The following is a 19,737-nucleotide window of genomic DNA, read 5'->3' as shown; positions in this document are numbered from 1 at the left end:
CCCGTTGCCCGCGCCTACTTACCGCTGGCGTACGTTCACCTGAATCCGGCGATCCTGGTTGCTTAATTGCCAGGCGGTGTGAAAGACGAGTTGACCAATTTTGGCCATCTTCTCAAAGTTGATCTTTTCGATGGTGTCGGTATCCTGGTGGTAATCGGCGTGGGTACCGTTAAAGTAGAAGATACTCGGGATACCCTTCTCGGCGAAGTTGTAGTGGTCCGAGCGGTAGTAGTACCGGTTGGGGTCGTCTTCGGCGTTGTAGGTATAATCCAGTTCCAGTTGGGTGTACTCGAGATTAGCGGCTTCGTTGATGTCGTGCAATTCCGTGCTCAATCGGTCACTGCCGATAACGTAGATGTATTCCGGATTATCGGCGTGCTTTTCGTCTACCCGGCCCACCATATCGACGTTGATGTCCGCGATGGTGGATTCCAGCGGAAAGATGGGATGGCTGGCGTAATATTCTGAGCCCAGTAATCCTTTCTCCTCTCCACTAACCAGGAGGAAGAGCACACTCCTGCGGGGCCCGAGGCCCTGCTTTTTGGCCGTCACGAAAGCTTCCGCGACCTCCAGAACCGTACTCGTACCCGAGCCATTATCGTCGGCACCATTAAAAATGGCGTCCCCACGTCTACCAATGTGATCGTAATGGGCACTGATGACCAGTACTTCGCTTTTCAGCTCGGGGTCCGTACCCTCCAGGTAACCGAGCACGTTTTCTCCCTTCAGTTCCCGAACCGATTTTTTCTGCGTCAGCCGCAAGTTCGTCATGACGTCGACGGGCTTGAGCTTGCCGGACTTGGCCAGTTTTTTGCGGGCCTTGATGATCTTTTTGTAACTGTCCCCCATGATTTTCTGGGCCAGCTTGGGGGTCAGGATCACGCTGTTGGCGATTTTGCGCTCGGCCTCCAGTTGTTCCACCATTTTCATGCGGCCATCCAGGCTTTCCCGACGGATGGTCCGGACGTTATTTTTAAATTCCGGATCAATTACGAATACGGTAGCGGCCCCTTTATCGTAGGCAACCGCCAACTTCCGCTCCAGGTTGTTCCCCCAATCCGAGGCCAGCCCGCTTTTTGACACCAGATAGTTATTGTTCTTGTCCTTTGGCTCTCCGGCGAGGATTAACAGGTGCTTACCCTTTACGTCTGTATCCTGGTAATCACTGTAGGCCGCATCATCGATGCCGTAGCCCAGGAAGGTGAGCGATTGGATTTCCGTGGTCTCCCGATCGGCGTTCATCGAGGGGGCCGAAGCGTACTCCCACAGGTGACGCAGGGACTCCCCGTCGAGTTGAAGATCAATTTCCTCCCAACGCTGCCGGCTGAAGCGAATGGTTTGAAAGTAGCCATCTTCTTCTCCGATGGCCGGCAGGCCAAGCTCCGCAAATTGCTTTTGGAGGTAGGCGGCCGCCTTCTTTTGCCCGGGCTCTCCCGTCTCCCGACCTTCCATATCATCGGCGGAAAGGACGGAAAGGTGAGCCCGTAAATCTTCCGGAGTGATGGTCTCGGCCAGGGCCCGCTGTTGCTCAGGGGTATTTTTCAGGGCGCCGGGCGCCGGTGCCTGGGCCGCCAGTACGGCAGTGAAAATCAGCAAGAACGCAAAGAGTAGTCTGGAACGCATACGGAGAGAGTTGTTGAAAGTACTTGAAGGTAAACGACTGAACGGGAAATTTGTGTTGTAATGAGGCCTTATTCCTGCATGATCAACCGCACCAGTTCAGAAAATACTGCCGTACCCTGCGGTAAAAGGCTATCCGGAAAGTCATAGTCCTCGTGGTGCAGCGGGGGTGTATCCAGTCCGCCCCCCAGGCCGAACATGGCCGTACGGTAGCGCTGAGAAAACCACCCGAAATCCTCTCCAAACCTGAACGGATAAGGACGTTCCTCGAGCGGCAAGCCCGCGGCCACTGCCGCCCGCCGTACCAGCGCGTTGGCCCCCGGATCGTTTTGGCTGGCCGGGAAATGTTCCCGCCAGTCAATGGTATGATCCAGTTGCTGCTGCTGGGTGACCTCCTTCACGATTTCCGTGACGGCCCGCCGGAGATTGGTCATCGTTTCGGCGGACCACGTGCGGAGGGTGTAGTGAAGTTCCCCCCGCCCCGGAGCAATTCCGTACGCCAGCTGTCCCACCCGGCAATGTACTGGCGTGAGCAGGGCGAAATCATCGGCCGCCGGATCCGGTACGTTGAGCGATCGCAGCCTCGCCAGGATTTCCCCGATCGCGTAGGCGGGGTTACGCCCCTCCTCCGGCTGGGCCGCATGAGCCTGGCGCCCCGTAAAGATGAGGGCGCAGCTGATCACCTCGGCCGAAAAACCCGCCTCCATTACCAACACCTTTCCCAATTCCGCTCCGGGAATGTTGTGGAGCGCAAAAAGGTAGTCCGGTTTCAGGTCAATGAACCGTGGATCGGCAAGCACCCCGGCCGCGCCGCGCCCGGTTTCCTCCGCCGGTTGAAAGAGCAGCACTACCCTGCCCCGCACCGGCGGCTGCTCCCGGAGCGAAAAGATCAGTCCGGCCACCATGGCCATGTGGCCGTCGTGGCCACACTTATGCGCTACCCCCGCCCGGATGGAGCTCCACGGCAGGGCGTCACTTTCGGCGATGGGCAACGCATCCAGTTCGCACCGGAAGACCACGGCAGGGCCTTCCCCGAAGGCGTACACTGCCGCCAGACCGTGCCCCCCGAGCGCTTCGAGGAAGGTATCCGGCGGGTAGTGTTGCTGGAGGAAATCTTTTATGTGCCGGGCAGTTCCGGACTCCAGTCCGGACAGCTCGGGATGACGGTGCAAGTGATGGCGAAGGGTGAGCATGGCGGTTTCCATGCCGCAAAATAGCTTCCTGAACGGGACACTACCGTTGCCAGTAGGCCAGCAATTGGGCCACGGAATCCTCCGGAAGCTTCGTCAGCCCATTGGCGGCGATGACTTCTTCACCGTTTCCTTCGATCCGAACGTTGGGCGTTCCGGAGCGGGCGTCGATGACGGCCAGGATGTCGGTGGTTTCCGGTCCGCACCCCAACTGGTAGCGCAACAAAAATTCTTCCTGTCCGTGCTCGGTAAACCCTGCGGGCTGCAGGTTCGGGGAGGCGTCCCGGTTAATCCTGGCACCTGCGGTGACGCACTTAATGGTATCACGGTAGGTCCAACGAAGCTCTACGCCCGGATCGCCCACCCGGTAGTGCCGGAGGTACAGGCCCCGGTATCCTTCCGCATCATATTCACTCGAAAGCACGGTGTAGACGCGTTCTTCCCCCATGCGCCACTGGTGATCGTCCAGGATTTCCCCCGTAATACCCTCCCGGATACCCGCCAACTGCCCGGCAAACTCTTCTGCCGTCAGGAGACTGCGGTCCATCAGTACGGGCGTGGGTTCCTGCCCACAGGCCGTCAAAACAACAAACACGATGCTCAGGAGGCTAATCCAGCGCAAATTCATCCGCGGCTTACTTTTTGCTCAACAGGAAACGGGAACCCAACCGGATACTTCCCGTGTGAATCCGATCGCGGTAGGGGCCGATTCCGTCGGAATCGCGCAGGTAAACCACCCGACCGAAGCTCGGAGACACGTAGAGACTAAACCGCTCGTTGATCAATCGTTCAACCGTTACCCCACCATTGAGGTAAAAACTTGAATTGGCCAGGATCGAGCCCCCCTGTAACCACCCCGGCTCGGGGTTTGTCAGGCGACGGGAAGAAATGCCCCCGGCCTTGTTGAACAGTGACCGACCGGAGCCCTGGGGAAGATCGTCCTGGTCGGCGAAGGAGTTAAAGCTTTCTACGAAGCGTTCCTGTCCCTCCGGCGTATTGAAGGAGGAAGCAGCGATGATACTCATGCTCATCCCCAGACGACCGCTGAACCGCCAGCGATCATTTTCCGTGAGGGTCCGCCGGTAATTGAGGGGAATGGTGATGGCGTCAAACACGAAGCGGCTGTAACCACGGATGGGCTCAATGACCGGGTAGTCTTCTTCCAGGTACCACTTAAGTGCGGTGGGGATGTAGGAGCGCCGGGAGTAGATCAGACCGGTTTGCAGTCCGTTCTTTCCCTGAGAAATGTCAATCAGCAATCCGGCACTGTAGCCGGCGGTGAGGCGATTATCGCCACTGATGTCAAATTCCCGAATCGAGGAAGCCGGCGTGATGACCTGGTTGAAGTCAAAGGGCGATACGAAGGCGTTCAGGGCGTACCGAACGGGCAGACCGTTCTTCACGGGCTCCAGTTGCAGCACCGGACTGGGCACCGCCGTCAGGTTTTCTACCCCCACAGCTTCCATTGGTGAGAGGGTACTGACCGCCGTCTGCGTACGTTCCGGACTTACCCCGGGCAAATCGGGCACGGCAGGCGTCAGGCGCTCCGCCGGTAGCGTGGGAAGGGTCGATACTCGCGTCTCCCGGGCGAATGCTTCTTCCCTTACCGGAAGATTATTCTCCGGGTTAAGGGCCAGTTCCTCTCCGGCCGGTTCTGCTGGCGTCGGGGGAACAACCAGCGCCGCCAGCGGCGGCGTTCCCTCGCCCGGGAAGGGGAAGGCATTGATGTTCGGGTCCGCGTGGGGCAGCGATGCGAAGCGCGTGAAGAGCAACAGGGCGCTCAGCAGGAGCGAAAGCTCCGTGATTTTCCAGGCGGCAATCTGCCCCCGGCGCTGGGCGATGAGTTCCAGGCGGGCCGCCAGGGCCGCCCAACCGGATACGTTACTTGTAAGGTTACCGGAAAGGTTCTCCTTAACGGTTTCGTCCATGGCGGTGGCAGCCTCCGAGTCCATGCGGTCCCGCAGTATTTCCCACGAACCGGGAACCATGGCGGGGGCCAGCGACTGCAGGGCGTCCGCCAACTGATGGTCACCGGAAGTGTCGGCGTCCATTTTTTCTTCAAAGGCCGCCCAATCGGCCGGAATTGCGAGCGGCGTCGCCGTAAGGGCGTTCCGTAAACCCTCATCGAAGCGGTTTTCCGGGGGGGCGTCCATCGCCGACGCCAGTCGGTCCCACCCATCGGGGTGGAGCTCCGCCGGAGGCAGGGCTTTCATCCGTTGCCGGATGGTATCGTCAAATTGTTGGTTGATTAGTTTCATTGGGACTACTAGCGACCAGGAGCAGTTAAAACTTTCTGTAATTTCCCCCTGGCTTTCACAAGGTTAGAGCGGCTGGTACTTTCGGTAATCTCGAGCTGCTCACCGATTTCCCGGTGGCTGTATCCCTCAATTACGTAAAGGTTGAATATCGTTCGGTACGTTGGTGGTAGCTTCTGTACGGCTCGCAAGATTTCCTGTGCACTAAACTGAGCGATCACGTCGGGCGCATCACTACTGATGTGATAAGCCTTTTCCAAATCCTCCGTTCGCCGGCGTTTGCTGCGCCGGTAGTGGTCAATGGCCGTATTGACGGTGATGCGCCGCATCCACGCCAACAGTGCCGTACCACTTTCGTACCGCGAAATCTTTTTAAAAATCTTGATAAAACTCTCGTGGAGTAAATCCATCGCCTCATCCTCACTGCCCGCGTAGCGCTGACAGATCGACATCAAAGGAGCGTAATACTCCTCATAGAGCGCCCGCTGGGCGTCGCGATTGCCGCGAACCAGGGCCGCGACAAACTGCTTTTCGTTGTGATGTAGGCTTAGGGAATAATCCATAAAACAGGTATATAGTTAGGCCCGGGAAGCTCCCGAAGGAATCCGCCCAAAGCAATAACCGTAAAATAAACGATTTTTTCCGGGCCTTCGCTGCCAATCCATCGCCATTAACGCAGTTGGGCGACGAATGACCGGATTTTTACCGGGCTGGCAGCACAACAGGTGAGGAAGAAAGCAGATCCGTAGAACAGGCTCCTCATGCGGTATAGCTGGGCACCGGAGTGTGGAGCGAAGCGTAATACTCGGCTAAGCCGGTACGGGTGCCGGAGGTCGTCCGGACGGCCGCACTAACTGGTCAAAAAGCAGAAATAATGTGGCAAAACTTGTGGGGCTCATAGAAAGACCCTACCTTAGTTTAAATTTTAAACTAAGATGGCAATTCCCTCCCACCTGTCAACCCTTTACCAACCTCAGTTTGGCTTGTTGACCGACCTGTACCAGCTTACCATGGCCGCAGGCTATCATCGGCACCGCATCCATCAAAGAAAAGCAATTTTCCACCTTTTTTACCGCAAACCGCCCTTTGGCGGGCAGTTTGCCCTGTCGGCGGGGCTTCCCCTGGCGGTGGATTTAATCGAAAACTTTCGGTACGGTACGGAAGATGTGCACTACCTCGGTCGCCTGAAGGGCAATGACGGGAAGCCCATTTTTCGGGAGAATTTTCTGAACTACCTGCAGCGCCTCCGCTTCGGGGGTAATATCGATGCCATTCCGGAGGGAGAGATCGTAATGCCCCACGAGCCGATTCTCCGCATCGAAGCCACCCTGGCCGAAGCGCAACTCCTGGAAACGGCCCTGCTGACGATAATCAACTTCAGCACCCTCGTGGCCACCAAGGCCGCCCGCATCCGCGAAGCGGCCGGAGAAGATTCCGTACTGGAATTCGGACTGCGGCGGTCCCAGGGTATTGACGGCGGGCTCACCGCCACCCGCTCCGCCTACCTCGGGGGCTGCGACGCCACCAGCAACGTTTGGGGCGGACGCTACTACGGAATTCCCGTCAAGGGCACCCACGCCCACAGTTGGGTGATGATCTTCCGGGAGGAACTCGAGGCCTTCGAAGCCTACGCCGCGGCTATGCCCAATAACGCCATCTTACTGGTGGACACCTACGACACCCTCGAAGGGGTCCAGAAGGCCATCCAGGTGGCCAAACACCTGCGGGAACGCGGGCATCACATGCTCGGCATCCGCCTGGACAGCGGAGATATGGCGCGGCTGTCCATCGACGCCCGTCGGTTGCTGGACGAAGCGGGGTTCCCCGAAGTCAAGATTGTGGCCAGTGACTCCCTGGACGAGTACGCCATTGCCAAACTGAAGGCCCAGGGCGCCCGCATTGACATCTGGGGCATCGGTACCCGCCTGGTTACTGCCCACGACCAGCCCGCCCTCGGCGGCGTGTACAAACTTGCCGCCGTGGAAAACGAAGCCGGCGAATACGAACCCCGGATCAAACAGTCCGAGACGGCCGTCAAAACCTCCAATCCCGGCAAGCTCAACGTGCGGCGGTACTTTACGCCGGAGGGGCAACTGGCCGGGAGTAAGCTCTACAACGAATTGAACGGTCCCGAAGCGCATCAGATCGTCCTTTCCGGGGAGAAAACCCTCGACTTGTCCCGCTATGCAGACAACTCTTCCTCCCTGCTGCAACCCGTCTACCGAAGCGGGGAACTGGTGATGGATTTTCCGGACCTCCACGAGGTCCGGGAGCGGGGAATGCGCAACTGGAAGAAGTATTCAGCGGTTGGTAATGCCGGGCACCCGCTATCTTTCGGCCCCGCCCCGGCCTTGCTCGCCGAGCAGCAACGCCTAATGCGTTGAATTAAGTGACCCGATAAAGTAACTGAACCTATGTACACCTACGAATATCCACGCCCATCGGTCACGGTAGACATTGTTGTCTTTGGCTACGATGGTGGCCGGCAATTGAAGCTGCTCCTCATTCAACGGGGTGCTCCTCCCTTTAAGGGGCAGTGGGCATTGCCGGGCGGCTTCGTTGACCTGGACGAAGACCTCGAAACGGCCGCCCTGCGGGAACTGGAGGAAGAAACCGGCGTTAAGGACCTCTTCGTGGAGCAGCTGTTCACCTTCGGTGATCCCGGTCGTGACCCGCGGGGAAGGGTAATCAGTGTCGCCTACTTCGCCCTCGTCAACCTGCAGGATCACCCCGCGGTAGCGGCTTCCGACGCCGATGAAGTGGGCTGGTACTCCCTGGAAGAATTGCCGGAGCTGGCCTTTGACCACGCCGACATCATCGAAATGGCCACCAATCGACTCCGGGCCAAAGTGCGCTACCAGCCAATCGGCTTCGAGCTCCTGCCGGAGAAATTCACCCTCGGTCAGCTACAGTCTTTGTACGAGACGGTCCTGAACGTGGAAGAATTCAACAAACGGAACTTCCGCACGCGGATTTTACGCACCGGCATCCTCGAAGAAGTCGGCCGCCAGCAGAACGTGGCGCACCGGCCGGCCGTCCTGTACAGCTTCAACGAGGAAACCTACCAGCGGCTGGCCAGCCAACGCGATACGGGTGTCCTCCGGCGCGCGCTCGATTTTGAACTTTAGCAGCCTACCTTTGTCGCGCTAAAAAAAGAAACATCCCCACATGGTTTCCATCATCATGGGGTCGGATTCCGACCTGCCCGTTATGCGTCCTGCCGCCGAGATCCTTACTGAATTTGGGATCGAAGTGGAAGTAACCATTGTCTCGGCCCACCGTACGCCGGACCGCCTGTTCAGCTTTGCGCGGGAGGCCGCTGATCGCGGCGTTGAAGTCATCATTGCCGGCGCCGGAGGCGCCGCTCACCTGCCCGGCATGGTGGCCAGCCTCACTCCCCTACCCGTCATCGGCGTTCCCGTGAAGAGCCGTAACAGTATCGACGGATGGGATTCCGTGCTGTCCATTCTCCAGATGCCCGGCGGGATCCCCGTGGCCACGGTAGCCCTGGACGGCGGCAAAAACGCGGGCCTCCTGGCCGCCCGCATCCTCGGCGCCCAGGACGAGACCATCCGCCAGAAGATGGCCGACTACCAGGAGAGCCTCCGGGCGGCGGTCCAGGCGAAGTACGAACGCGTGGAGCGTGATGGGTGGCGGGAGTAACGTTAAAGACTGACGATTTTTCATTCAAGGCCCCGCAACAAGATCAGTAGGTGCGGGGCATGCCCCGCACCTACTGAGCGTCTTTCTACCGGGCTGCGATTCCCCGGGAATCGCGCTATACAAATTACTTAATACCCCCTGGCACTAATTCCCCGGCACCAGGGCGAACTCCACGCGGCGGTTCATCCGCCGCCCCTCGGCGGTATCATTGCTGGCCTTGGGCTGACTTTCCCCGAAGCCGGCCGAACTGATGCGCCGGGGCCTGATGCCCGTAGCCAGCAAAAACTCCTCGCAGGCCAGGGCCCGTCGGCGACTCAGGTTCAGGTTAGTCAACTGCTCGCCCCGATCATCGGTGTGCCCGGAGATGACGAGGTTATAGTCCGGGTACCGCCCCATAATGAGGGCAATCTCCGAGAGGATGACGTAGCTTTTTTCCTTGAGTCTGGCTGAACCGGACTCAAACTCCACGGCGCGGGCGGCGTATTCCAATCGCTCCTGTACCTCCTGCTCAATCTCCGGGCAACCGTCACCGTTGGGTGCTCCGGCCTGGGTAGGACAGGGATCATTCTGGTCGGCAATGCCGTCACCGTCCGTGTCCGGACAGCCCCCAACGGGCCCGGCCTGCCCCGGGCAGGCATCCACCTCATCGGGCACTCCGTCACCGTCACGGTCGGGCACCGGACAGCCATCCGGCGTACTGGCCGCCTGCTCCGGGCAATTGTCTACGTTATCGTATTTCCCGTCTCCGTCGGTATCGGGGCAGCCGGCGTGGTCCGCCGGCCCCGGAGTACTCCGGCATTCATCCAGGTGGTCCGCCGTCCCGTCACCGTCCGTGTCCGGGCAACCGGAGAAGTTGGCCGGGCCGGGTTTGTCCGGACAGGCATCCCCAGCGTCGGGCACCCCGTCTCCGTCGCGGTCCGGGCAACCTTTGGTCAGGGCCGGCCCGGCCGCCTCGGGACAGGCATCTTCCGCGTCCGTTAAGCCATCCCCGTCGGTGTCCGGACAACCATTGAGGCTCGCCGGCCCCGCCTGGGTGGGGCACTGATCGTCGGCGTCGGTAATGCCGTCCTGGTCGGTATCGGGGCAGCCCTGGGCCCCGGCGGGGCCGGGCATATCCGGGCAAAGGTCATCCCGGTTAAGGATGCCATCGCCGTCGGTATCCAGCTTGGTGAGTCGGTATACGTACCCCAGGCCAACCATGACGTTGTCCCGTAATTCCTGATTGGACATCCGGTATTCTCCCTGCACGTTGAACCAGGAATTACCCCCCAGATTGAAATTAAAGCCGGCGCCGAGGGGAATCTGGGCATTTCCCGCTTCAAATCCCTCACTAACGACGCCGTATCCACCGTGGAGGAAGGGGCTTACCCCCCCGTTGGTCCCCAGTGGGTAAATCTGCGCCAGCAAATCAATGCCAACGATGGTGGGGTTTTCCAGTTCTCCCACGTCAATTACCCCAATCTTCAGCGGCACCTTCAGGGCAAGTATTTTACCCAGTTGTCGGCGGTACCCCAGCTCCAGGGCGAAGGTGGTGGAAAGTCCGTCAAAGGTCTCGTTGGGCAGGTTATGGTCAACCGCCAGGACCCGGGCGGAAAGTGCATTGTAGTGATCAGGTCGATTAAGCTGCCCTGGGAGCCAGGCAGCGCACAGCAGCAATAGGCCGCTGAGAAGTACACGTATCATGGGATGTTGCTTTCTGAAAATATGGAAGTCAACCGGGCACGGCCATTACCGGGCCCGCTCCTTCCGCTGGGATGATAACACGCCTTAAATATAGTACGATTACCAATAGATAATTTAACACAAGCGAAATTTCGCTATAATTCCGCTATTGCCTACCTTCACCACATAACCTTTTACTTAAAAACCACGCACTTAATAATATTCTGAAAACACCACACGATCCCAAACACCACTATCCGGGATCGGGGTTCTTGGAAAGCATATCACATTGCTGACGTAGTTACGGGATTACCTGATCGCGGCCACCTCGGTGTTACCTGACACCCGGCTAAGTACGGGATTTTCACTGCACCTGCGCGCCGTCGCCCTAAACACCGTAATTCTCCAAGCAACCTGGTGGTCTTCAGCATCATCTCAAGCCATTTAACTTATCATGCAAAGAATTCTCATTATCTGCGTCCTGGCGTTCACCGTATTCTCCTGCCAGGATGAAGTCCTCACCACCAATGCTACGCCCGAAACCGAAGCTCCGGTCTCACTCACCAAAGCAGAAATCAACGCCATCGTGGAGGAACACCTCTTCAGCACCAACGAGGTATTCGACTGGAACGATGCGGACGTCAACGTCGTCTGGTCCGCGCTGGAACTCAGTGAAAACCACGCGGCACTGGGCTACCAGCCCGCGGGCTACGAAAATCTCAAGGAAACGATCCACGAGATCAACGTAAACGAAGGGGAATGGAAAGTGACCCGTGACGAGCTGGTCAGTGACCTGCTGGAAGCCACCGAGCGCCTCACCGGCAATCCGATCACCGAAGAAGAACTTTTCGTCTACGAGGAAGATGGTGTGCTCCCCATTCTGGACATCAGAATCCTCCACAAAGACGTTCTTACGGAATTCCGTGACCGGCCCGAGGTCCGCTACCTGGAACCCACCAACTACGACGCCGCGGAAATCGATTTGCGGTCTGACTCCGGCTGTGGCGGCGCCCCCAGTAGCAACGTCAATTCCGGAGATTTCACCACGACTTCCTACGGTGCCAAGGTGCCCTGGAACTACAGCTACATGAACATCCAGCAGGCCTGGACCCGCAGCCAGGGCGACAACATCACCATCTGCGTTATCGACACCGGTGTCTACCCCGAACAAAGCAAACTGGGCAGCTCGTTCTCCAGCGGTTCCAGCACCGGACGTTTCGTGCAGAAGTACGGCACTTACGAGCCCAGCTGGTGGAGCAGCCGCACGGACGGCCCCAACGATCGTTGTGGACACGGCACCCAGATGGCCGGTCTGGCCGCGGCGCCCCTTACTTCCGGCGGAGCTACGGTTGGTGTAGCCTACAAGGCCAACCTGATCAGCTACCGGGCCACGAGCGACGTGGTCATTAACGGCAGCAAGGAAAAGAAAGGGGTGAAGAACGCCCTGATTGGTGCCGGCAACCGCTCGGACGTTAAGGTAATCAGCATGTCCATCGGAGACGTGTTCAGCAGCGGTACGGTTAAGGATGGTGTTTACTACGCCTACAACCGCGGCAAACTGATGGTGGCCGCCGCCGGAACTTCCCTCACCTGGACCAGCTGGGTGGGCGTGATCTTCCCCGCCAGCATGAACGAAACGACCGCCGTGACGGGCATCCGGGACGGTAGCCCCATGCAGCGGTGCAATACCTGCCACGACGGCAGCAAGGTAGACTTCGTGGCCGTCATGCAGCGCCGCAGCAATACCGACCGCACCAGCCTGACGCTGTCCCGCTACAATAACACCCCGGGATACGTCGGCGGGTCCAGCGCCGCCACGGCCACCACGGCCGGCATTGCCGCCCTGGTCTGGGCCACCAACCCGAGCCAGAGTCGCAGTCAGGTCCTCAACCGCATGAAGCAGGCCGCTTCCTTCTATCCCAGCCGTAACGGAAGCTTCGGCTGGGGCATCGTGGACGCCAACCAGGCGGTTCAGTAGCCCACAAATTCATACGTCAGAAGCCACCGAGCGCCATCCGGATTACCGGGTGGCGCTCTTGTTTTTCGGGTACCCGTACCCCGACGGATTCAACCCGAAGCAGCCCCATTCGGGAAATATCGGTCAGCCTCCGGGAAGATTCTTTAAGTCACCCGCACGCAGCCTCCGGCAATTTTGTGGTGTAAGGATCAATAACCACATCACAAAAATTTTATCATGTTTAAGCCATTCACCTTCTTCGCACTCCTGCTGCTGAGCGTTTCCGCCCTGAGTGCCCGTACCTCAACGGCGGCATTCTTTGAAAGCACGGATGACCTCCTAATGCGCTACGTCAACCACGGACGGGTCGACTACGCCAGCCTGAAAGCCTCCGGTGCCCTTCAGCCCCTGATCAAAGAGATTGCCGAAGTTGATCTTGCTTCTCTCGGGGGCAACGAACGGAAGGCCTTTCTGATCAATGCCTATAATTTACTGGTCATTAAGGAAGCCCTCGCCCACTACCCCCTGAAATCCGTTCTGGACGTGAACGGGTTCTTCGACGGCAGGAAACAGCAGGTTGGCGGTCGTTCGGTCACCCTGAACCAGCTGGAAAAGGATATTCTGCTGAAGCAATTCCCCGACGCGCGCCTCCACTTTGTGCTCGTCTGTGGGGCGCTGGGCTGCCCGCCCATTACCAGTTTTGCCTACCAGCCCCAGGACCTGGAAAATCAGCTGAACCGCCAGACGCGCAAGGCACTGAACGACGGAAAATTTATCCGGGTCGAAAACGGGGGCCAATCCGTAGCGCTCTCTCAGATTTTCAACTGGTACGCCAAGGATTTTGGCGGCGCTAAAACTGCCGTACTCGACTTCATCAACCGGTACCGCAGCCAGCCCCTCGCCACCGACGCCAAGGTGAGTTATTACGAGTACGACTGGAGCCTGAATGTGCCCGCTGGTCGGGCCGGAGCCACCCCGGAAGACGCCGAAGTTTCCGGCGGCGGCGCACCGCCCACCGGAGGAGGCAACAACGCCGCACGCTACGTCGTCTCGGCCGCCATTCCGCAGGGCACCTACGAAATCAAGATTTTCAACAACCTTTACAGTCAGGAGGCCGCCGGAGAGCGGGCCTCCTTTTTTACGTCCACGACCAGTGCCCTGTACGGACTCACCAACCGGATAAACGTGGGTTTCGACCTGCGGTACCGGCGGGTACGTTACGACGAAGAGGGTAGCGCCAGCAATTTCGACGTATTCAGCTCAGATGATGCCGGAGCTTTCCGCCAGGGCGTAACCGGCTTCGGCCCCAAGGTGCGGATTGCCCCCTTTACCCAGCTGCCCAACTTTTCCGTGCAGTCGGCCCTATGGCTACCCATCGCCGATGATCCGAGCGGCGCGGAGACCGGACAGCGCTTTATCGACTTCGATGGACCTACCTGGTTCACCCAGTTTTTCAACGATTTCCCCGTCGGCAACAACTTCAGCGTATTTGCGGAGGTGGACGTACTGCTGGAAGACATTGGCCCCGACCTGGAGGGCCACATCAACCGTTTCTCCACGCCGTTGACGGGGATCGTAAGCTATTTCCCCAACCCCAAAACCACACTGTACGCCCTGGCCAGCTACAGTCCTTACTGGCAGGAAGACTTTGACTACTTCTACCAGGTCGGCAGTGGAGCCAAGTACCAGTTTACGCCAAAGTTTGAGCTGGAAGTCTTGTTGACGGCCTTCGATAATGAATTCATCAGCAGCGTGGACGGCAACGCCGGCACCGTAAACCTGGGCCTGAGGTTCAACCTCTAAACCCGCCCTTCTCGTTTAGTACCACATCGTGTTTTCTACCCTTCCCTTCCGTAGATTTTCGTTCGGCTTAGTCTTGTTTTTCCTGACCTTTTCTTCCTCCTTTCTCGGGGCGCAGGTCAGGATGAGATTTTCGGGATTGGCGCGGACGCAGGTGCAATACCTGACCGCTCGTATTCCCGGCCTGACGGCCGGGGAAGGCCAGGATAGTATCCTGCAGTATCAATCTGGCTTCGGCACGGCCCTTCCCGCGCAATTGGAGCGCCTGCGGCAAGACCTGGTGAACCTTCCCGCCCTCCAGCGGGCCACCTATCGGCTGGAGACCAACGGAAAGGACACCACCGTCCACTGGGATTTCACCGAAAGCAGAACCCTCTTCCCCGTGGTCAACCTCGGCGGCATCCAGGGCAATTTCTACTACCAGCTCGGATTCCGCGACAGTCACTGGCGCGGACTGGGACAGGAATTAGCCGCCAATTACCAGAATAATGACGGGGAGCATAATTTCTACTTCTCGCTGCGCAATTCCGCCTACCGCGGCAGCCGCTGGGGGTACGGAATTGAATTTCGCCGCTACGCCGCCATTGAGCCCCTATACTTTCCCGAGGGCCAGGTAAACTACCGCTACGCGAACCTCAGCCTGGGGCTTGACCTTAGTTACACCTTCCGGCCACGGCAACGCCTGACGGTAGGTCTGAGCACCTTCACCGAAGATTTCCTCAAAACGACCCAAAGTCCGCTCGGCCCGGACCGCCTCCGGCAACGAAAGTATTTGGTAAGGTTTCACCACCGGATTGACCAGCTAGACTACCACGGTGCCCGGCTTTCCGGCTCCAACCACCAGAGCATCGGCCAATTGGTCTTCAATCCTGGCGGGCAACCCGCCTTCCTGATTGGCTGGCACGATTTCCGGTGGTTCCGTCTGCTGGGACAGCGAGGAAATCTCGCCGCCAGGTTAAGAACCGGCCTGTCCTCCAACAACGACAGTCCCTTTGCTCCCTTCGTGTTGGACAGCCAGATCAACATCCGGGGAAGCGGCAACCGGATTGATCGCGGTACCGCCCAGCTCATCCTCAACCTCGAATATCGCCATTTGGTGTGGGCGGACCGCCAGCAACGTTTTTCGGCCCAGCTGGTCGGCTTCAGTGACCTGGGCACCTGGCGCAATCCGGGCGGAGACTTTCGCGACCTCATCGAGAGGGACAATATCCGCCACTTCGTGGGGGTCGGCCTCCGCTTGATTTCCCACCAATCCAACGACACCGTCATCCGGCTGGATTTCGGACGGGACGTATTCGACGGCCGGCAGCGGGGCTTCGTGGCGGGTTTTGGGCAGTATTTTTAGGAGTAGGCTGTTCCGTGAATTAATCCTTTGGCCATCAAGTCCTTAAATTCACCAGTAGCGGCAAGGCATGCCTTGCCGCTACCGTTTGCCCCTCTGAACTGCCGCGATTCCGCAGGAATCGCTGATGAAACCTCACGGAACACCCTATTTTTAGGAGAAAGAACCTGATTATGCGCCCGCCGTGGCTCCTACCCTTTTCAGGAAGTCCCCGAGAATCTGATTAAACTCTTCAGGACGCTCCATCATGGGAGCGTGGGCACACTTATCGATCATGTGCAGCTCTGAGTCCTCGATCAGTTCGTTGAACTGTTCCCCGACGAAGGGAGGCGTAATGGTGTCCTGTTTCCCCCAGATGAGGAGGGTGGGCACCTTGATGAGGTCAAGCTTATGCGCGAGATTATGGCGGACGGCGCTTTTGGCCGTCATGATGATCCGTAGCCCCTTGTTTCGGTCGTTCACGGAGTCAAACACCTCATCCACGAGTTCTTTGCTGGATGTCGCCGGATCGTAGAAGGTAGTTTCTACCTTCTTTTTGATGAATTCGTAATCACCCCGCTTCGGAAAGGTATTGCCCATGGCGCTTTCAAAAAGGCCGCTACTGCCGGTCAGGGTAACCGTGGCAATTTTCTGGGGTTGGGCCATGACATAGAGAATCGCCACGTGCCCCCCGAGGCTGTTGCCCATCAGGTGAATATTGGAGAGCCCCTTGTATTCTACGAAGTCTTTGAGGTGGTCAACCAGACCCGCCAGTGATACCTTTCGCAGGGGAAGGGTAAACATGGGCAGGGTGGGAACGATGACGTTAAAGTCCTTTTTGAAGTGGTCAATCTGGGCTCCGAAATTGCTGAGCCCACCAAACAGCCCGTGTAGCAGCATCAGTGGCTCCCCCGGTCCGCCCGTCTCCAGGTATTCGAACTTGCCTTCTTGCTTCAATTTTGGCGTCATGAGCGCGAGTTTCGCGAATGGTTGATGATCGAGGGGTAAAGAAACGGAAAAATTTGTGGGATGCACGGCCTTGTTCGACAAACCGCCCCGGGAATCACCGATTTTCCGTCAGTTCTCTTTCTACAAAATACATATCGATCATGCCTTTGTTCTTTGCTTCGACCTTACCCCGGTAAGTACACTGGAAACGATACTTGATCAGGTGGTAGGTGTCTTCGCTGATGTTCACCCGGCCAGCTTCACTCTTGCTTTCCATGCGACTGGCTACGTTTACCGTATCGCCCCAGATATCGTAGGCGAATTTCCGGGCGCCCACGACACCAGCCACTACCGGACCGGTATGGAGCCCGATCCGTCCCGTAAAGTAGGGCAGTCCCAATTGGCGGCGTTTTTCTCCTTCCTCGTTCAGGAAACGCTGCATTTCCAGCGCCGTCCGTACGATATCATTCGGCAGGGACTTGCGGGCGCTGAGCCCACTGGCGACCATATAGGCGTCACCGATGGTCTTGATTTTTTCGACGCCCTCGTAGCGGTCTACGATGGCGTCGAAGGCCTTAAAACAGGTATCCAGCTCCTGTACCAGCGCTTCGGCGCCCAGGCGTTCGGCCGTTTGGGTAAAATTGACAAAATCGCAGAACAGTACCGTCACCTCCGTGAACCGCCGGGCCTTGGCCTTTCCGGTCGTCTTGAGTTCTTTGGCAATGTCTGCGGGAAGAATGTTCTCCAGCAGGTCATCGGATTGCTGGCGCGCTTCGTCGAGGGCCGTGTTGGCCTTCGCCAGTTTTGCCGCCGACCGCTGCTTTACCCGGAAGCGGGAGAAAAAGGTGAGCGCCAACAGGAAAAGTCCGGCACCTGCCCCCAGGGCAATATTGCGTTGCGTCGCCTGTCGCTCGGCCTCCATCTCGGCCGTTTGGCGGATGAGGGCCTCCTGGGCCAGTTGCTCCCGGGCCTCCGTAGCCAGGGTTTTCTGCTCCAGAGCTTCCCGGCTCAGGTTCTTGATTTCCCGCTTACTCGCCGCCACCCGGGCTTCCACAACTTCCCGTTGCCGTTGGGCTTCATCCAGCTCCTCGGAGCGGGCCTGCAGTTCTTCCGTACTCGCCTCCAGTTGCTCTGAGGTGACCTGATTGCGTTGGGCCAGGGAGGCGTTAACGTCTTCCAGTTCGTCCTTTTCGCCCCGTAACCGGTCTACCTCGCCGGCCAGGGCCTGCCGTTCCTGGTCAATTTCCTGGCGACGGCGCTGCAGGGCCGCCTGTTCCCGTTCCAGTTGCGCGCGCAGGGCTTCGATGTTGTTATCCTCCCCGTTTTCGGTAAAATAATCCAGGGCCTCCTGGTTAAAGATGACGGCATCACGGTAGCGCTGGCGACGACTGGCGATGCGCGTCCGCTGGGCGGTAGCCCGGAGAATCAGATCCGCATCACCCGTTTGCATGGCGTAGCCCACCGATTGCTTCAGCAGGCTTTCGGTTTTGCCGTAATTGCGGTCCCGGTAGTAAGCCTGCCCGAGCGCGTAGGTCGCCGGAGCCAGCAACTTGGGGTCCCGGATACTTCTGGCCGTCCGCACCAGTTGCTCCCCGAAGCGGATGGCCAGATCCTTATCGGAGTGTCGGCTCGACTTGGTGTAGTTCTCCGTGAGTTGGTACAGGATACCGTAGCGTTCCCGATTATTCTCGGCGCCATCAAGTGCCTCAACGAGTTCTTCGTTGGATTGTGCGAGCAGCACGGTGGAACAGAAGCAGGCCAGCAGGGCCAAGAAAATATAGTGGACCGGAAATCCGGTTCTAAAATCCATGCCGTTCATGATTATGGCCTTTGGACCAGTCCAAATGGTGAGGGCGTCTTTCAAAAGTAATCCCGAAGTTTCAATTCAACACCCAGCCCGGCACCATCCGGGTAAGGCTGGGTCTACCTCAAGGCAACGCCCCAAAGTAATCTTCTAGTGCTCAAAGGTAAAAATTCAAAATTTGTTTCCTCCCGCGACCATCGCAAAACCTAAATTATCCTCCGGCGTTACCCCGAAGCATGCGTCACGTTACTACACTATCGCTCATTCGCTATACCGGGTTGCGTCAAAAAAGCTGGGCTTTCGCCCAGATGGGGCTGGCCCCCACCCTACTGAGTAAGGTTTCGGGGTTATCGTTCGGTCGTCTGATGGGCAGCGGAGGAGGCAACGGCTTCAGCCTTGCCCCGAACTTCGGCGTCTACGCCTGGCTGGGACACTGGGAAGACCGGGACGCCGCCGAGGACTTTTTTGCTCATCATGACTGGTGGCAGGAAGTCCGGCAACGGCAGGACGAATCGGCTACTTTTTTCATGTTACCCACCATGACCCACGGCGTCTGGGGCGGAGAGCGTCCCTTCACCCCCGATCCGGAAGCTTATGACCCGGCCAGTCCCGTGGCGGTCATCACGCGGGCCACGATTCGAACCCGAAAGTTGCCCGACTTCTGGCGGTACGTGCCCCAGACGAGTGCCTCGGTGGAAGAACACGCGGATCGTGTACTGAGTGTGGGTATCGGGGAGTATCCGATTTTCATGCAGGCCACCTTCAGCATCTGGCGGAGCGGCAAATCCATGCAGGATTTTGCCTACCGGAGTAAGCACCATAAACAGGTCGTCCGCCTGACCCGGGATCGTAAGTGGTACAAAGAAGAGATGTTCACGCGCTTTTCCCTCCTGGAAGCCCGCGGGAAATGGAATGGCCAACTGGCGACCGAGCTCTGTTAAAATTTCGGCCACTCCAACAAAAATACCTACCTTATCCTTTGTAAATGTGTGCGTTAGTTGTTGGCAACCTCAACCCGCACCCTTAATGTTCTTGCCCCACTAATTGCTCAGGATGGCACAACATGCCTGGAACATCACGGGTCACCAGGGAAATACCTACAAGCTGGGGCTTTTCCACGGAGAAAAGACGCACCACGTCGTCGTGCACTGTAACAATCGCGTCATTGCCATTGACTTTTCCGTCAAGGAGTCCAAGACCTATTCTCTTTTTCTCGACCAGGAGTTGTGTGAGCTGACCATTGACCATACCGGCAACGATCATTACGAGTACAATTGCCGCATCAATCACGACGCCAAGACCCCCCTTAACGAGAAGCGGCGCCAGTACCGGGAAGAAGAAGCCAAAACGGAACGCCTCCGCCTCATCGCCGCCGCCAGCGTGGCGGCCGTCATGCTGGTGTGGTTGCTGGGAAGTATGTTGTAGGGGCAGGCGAAGTATAATCGGAGCAATTCCTACGTTGCGATAGCCCCAACCCAAAGCGGCCCGGCGGAACATTCCGCCGGGCCGCTCTGCGT

General features: G+C 58.1%; 16 protein-coding genes. 8 read left to right on the top strand and 8 right to left on the bottom strand.

The genetic code is table 11. The features are described from left to right. Positions 1-18: 18 nt before the first annotated feature. From E1J53_RS01800 to E1J53_RS01780, 5 genes are all read right to left on the bottom strand, one after another. The gene (locus tag E1J53_RS01800) at positions 19-1,623 is read right to left on the bottom strand and encodes a M28 family peptidase (protein ID WP_134270266.1); all 1,605 of its coding nucleotides are present in this window, start codon (positions 1,621-1,623) and stop codon (positions 19-21) included. Between the two features lie 68 nt (positions 1,624-1,691). Beyond that, positions 1,692-2,825 (bottom strand): amidohydrolase, encoded by a 1,134-nt coding sequence (locus E1J53_RS01795; RefSeq protein ID WP_134270265.1) that lies wholly within the window; start codon positions 2,823-2,825, stop codon positions 1,692-1,694. 28 nt (positions 2,826-2,853) lie between these two features. Next, on the bottom strand, positions 2,854-3,438 hold the full coding sequence (locus E1J53_RS01790) for a hypothetical protein (RefSeq protein WP_134270264.1): 585 nt from the start codon (positions 3,436-3,438) through the stop codon (positions 2,854-2,856). Positions 3,439-3,445: 7 nt separating this feature from the next. Beyond that, positions 3,446-5,068: a hypothetical protein gene (locus tag E1J53_RS01785; RefSeq protein WP_134270263.1), complete on the bottom strand. Its 1,623-nt coding sequence runs from the start codon at positions 5,066-5,068 to the stop codon at positions 3,446-3,448. A gap of 8 nt (positions 5,069-5,076) precedes the next feature. After that, positions 5,077-5,628 (bottom strand): RNA polymerase sigma factor, encoded by a 552-nt coding sequence (locus E1J53_RS01780; RefSeq protein WP_134270262.1) that lies wholly within the window; start codon positions 5,626-5,628, stop codon positions 5,077-5,079. Between the two features lie 372 nt (positions 5,629-6,000). Here E1J53_RS01780 and E1J53_RS01775 point away from each other — a divergent pair, with 372 nt between their 5' ends. Genes E1J53_RS01775 through purE form a run of 3 tightly spaced genes read left to right on the top strand, consistent with a single transcriptional unit; the run spans position 6,001 to position 8,728 of the window. Then, positions 6,001-7,449: a nicotinate phosphoribosyltransferase gene (locus E1J53_RS01775; RefSeq protein ID WP_253929764.1), complete on the top strand. Its 1,449-nt coding sequence runs from the start codon at positions 6,001-6,003 to the stop codon at positions 7,447-7,449. Positions 7,450-7,479: 30 nt separating this feature from the next. Continuing rightward, positions 7,480-8,193: an NUDIX domain-containing protein gene (locus E1J53_RS01770; RefSeq protein WP_134270261.1), complete on the top strand. Its 714-nt coding sequence runs from the start codon at positions 7,480-7,482 to the stop codon at positions 8,191-8,193. Between the two features lie 40 nt (positions 8,194-8,233). Next, positions 8,234-8,728 carry a 5-(carboxyamino)imidazole ribonucleotide mutase gene (gene purE / locus E1J53_RS01765; RefSeq protein ID WP_134270260.1) on the top strand — a complete coding sequence of 165 codons (495 nt, stop codon included), beginning with the start codon at positions 8,234-8,236 and terminating at the stop codon, positions 8,726-8,728. Between the two features lie 144 nt (positions 8,729-8,872). Here the strand turns inward: purE and E1J53_RS01760 are convergent, their stop codons facing one another. Next, on the bottom strand, positions 8,873-10,411 hold the full coding sequence (locus tag E1J53_RS01760) for an OmpA family protein (protein WP_134270259.1): 1,539 nt from the start codon (positions 10,409-10,411) through the stop codon (positions 8,873-8,875). A gap of 433 nt (positions 10,412-10,844) precedes the next feature. On the opposite strand from E1J53_RS01760, the gene E1J53_RS01755 reads away from it, so the two are divergent. The 3 genes from E1J53_RS01755 (at position 10,845) to E1J53_RS01745 (ending at position 15,492) form a co-directional block, all read left to right on the top strand. Then, on the top strand, positions 10,845-12,368 hold the full coding sequence (locus E1J53_RS01755) for a S8 family serine peptidase (RefSeq protein WP_134270258.1): 1,524 nt from the start codon (positions 10,845-10,847) through the stop codon (positions 12,366-12,368). 216 nt (positions 12,369-12,584) lie between these two features. Beyond that, positions 12,585-14,150: a DUF547 domain-containing protein gene (locus E1J53_RS01750; RefSeq protein ID WP_134270257.1), complete on the top strand. Its 1,566-nt coding sequence runs from the start codon at positions 12,585-12,587 to the stop codon at positions 14,148-14,150. A gap of 28 nt (positions 14,151-14,178) precedes the next feature. Beyond that, entirely contained in the window at positions 14,179-15,492 is a 1,314-nt protein-coding gene (locus E1J53_RS01745; RefSeq protein ID WP_134270256.1) for a hypothetical protein, read from the top strand. A 168-nt stretch (positions 15,493-15,660) separates the two neighbouring features. Here E1J53_RS01745 and E1J53_RS01740 read toward each other — a convergent pair whose 3' ends face one another. Then, positions 15,661-16,437 (bottom strand): alpha/beta fold hydrolase, encoded by a 777-nt coding sequence (locus tag E1J53_RS01740; protein WP_134270255.1) that lies wholly within the window; start codon positions 16,435-16,437, stop codon positions 15,661-15,663. Positions 16,438-16,531: 94 nt separating this feature from the next. After that, positions 16,532-18,226, bottom strand: a complete 1,695-nt coding sequence (locus tag E1J53_RS01735) for an adenylate/guanylate cyclase domain-containing protein (protein ID WP_173021329.1) — start codon at positions 18,224-18,226, stop codon at positions 16,532-16,534. Between the two features lie 230 nt (positions 18,227-18,456). Between E1J53_RS01735 and E1J53_RS01730 the strand changes: the two genes are divergently transcribed. Continuing rightward, complete coding sequence (locus E1J53_RS01730; protein ID WP_134270253.1) at positions 18,457-19,161, top strand: DUF3291 domain-containing protein; 705 nt, start codon at positions 18,457-18,459, stop codon at positions 19,159-19,161. A gap of 112 nt (positions 19,162-19,273) precedes the next feature. Next, on the top strand, positions 19,274-19,645 hold the full coding sequence (locus tag E1J53_RS01725; RefSeq protein WP_134270252.1) for a hypothetical protein: 372 nt from the start codon (positions 19,274-19,276) through the stop codon (positions 19,643-19,645). The last annotated feature ends 92 nt before the right edge of the window (positions 19,646-19,737 follow it).

This window comes from Lewinella sp. W8 (assembly GCF_004375085.3).
Classification (GTDB): domain Bacteria; phylum Bacteroidota; class Bacteroidia; order Chitinophagales; family Saprospiraceae; genus Neolewinella.
This window is presented reverse-complemented; position numbering and strand designations above follow the sequence as displayed.

What these genes read in the sequence shown, in the direction of transcription:
- E1J53_RS01800 (WP_134270266.1), bottom strand. Translation starts at nt 1,623, where the DNA reads ATGCGTTCCAGACTACTCTTTGCGTTCTTGCTGATTTTCACTGCCGTA.
- E1J53_RS01795 (WP_134270265.1), bottom strand. Translation starts at nt 2,825, where the DNA reads ATGGAAACCGCCATGCTCACCCTTCGCCATCACTTGCACCGTCATCCC.
- E1J53_RS01790 (WP_134270264.1), bottom strand. Translation starts at nt 3,438, where the DNA reads ATGAATTTGCGCTGGATTAGCCTCCTGAGCATCGTGTTTGTTGTTTTG.
- E1J53_RS01785 (WP_134270263.1), bottom strand. Translation starts at nt 5,068, where the DNA reads ATGAAACTAATCAACCAACAATTTGACGATACCATCCGGCAACGGATG.
- E1J53_RS01780 (WP_134270262.1), bottom strand. Translation starts at nt 5,628, where the DNA reads ATGGATTATTCCCTAAGCCTACATCACAACGAAAAGCAGTTTGTCGCG.
- E1J53_RS01775 (WP_253929764.1), top strand. Translation starts at nt 6,001, where the DNA reads ATGGCAATTCCCTCCCACCTGTCAACCCTTTACCAACCTCAGTTTGGC.
- E1J53_RS01770 (WP_134270261.1), top strand. Translation starts at nt 7,480, where the DNA reads ATGTACACCTACGAATATCCACGCCCATCGGTCACGGTAGACATTGTT.
- purE (WP_134270260.1), top strand. Translation starts at nt 8,234, where the DNA reads ATGGTTTCCATCATCATGGGGTCGGATTCCGACCTGCCCGTTATGCGT.
- E1J53_RS01760 (WP_134270259.1), bottom strand. Translation starts at nt 10,411, where the DNA reads ATGATACGTGTACTTCTCAGCGGCCTATTGCTGCTGTGCGCTGCCTGG.
- E1J53_RS01755 (WP_134270258.1), top strand. Translation starts at nt 10,845, where the DNA reads ATGCAAAGAATTCTCATTATCTGCGTCCTGGCGTTCACCGTATTCTCC.
- E1J53_RS01750 (WP_134270257.1), top strand. Translation starts at nt 12,585, where the DNA reads ATGTTTAAGCCATTCACCTTCTTCGCACTCCTGCTGCTGAGCGTTTCC.
- E1J53_RS01740 (WP_134270255.1), bottom strand. Translation starts at nt 16,437, where the DNA reads ATGACGCCAAAATTGAAGCAAGAAGGCAAGTTCGAATACCTGGAGACG.
- E1J53_RS01735 (WP_173021329.1), bottom strand. Translation starts at nt 18,226, where the DNA reads ATGGATTTTAGAACCGGATTTCCGGTCCACTATATTTTCTTGGCCCTG.
- E1J53_RS01730 (WP_134270253.1), top strand. Translation starts at nt 18,457, where the DNA reads ATGCGTCACGTTACTACACTATCGCTCATTCGCTATACCGGGTTGCGT.
- E1J53_RS01725 (WP_134270252.1), top strand. Translation starts at nt 19,274, where the DNA reads ATGGCACAACATGCCTGGAACATCACGGGTCACCAGGGAAATACCTAC.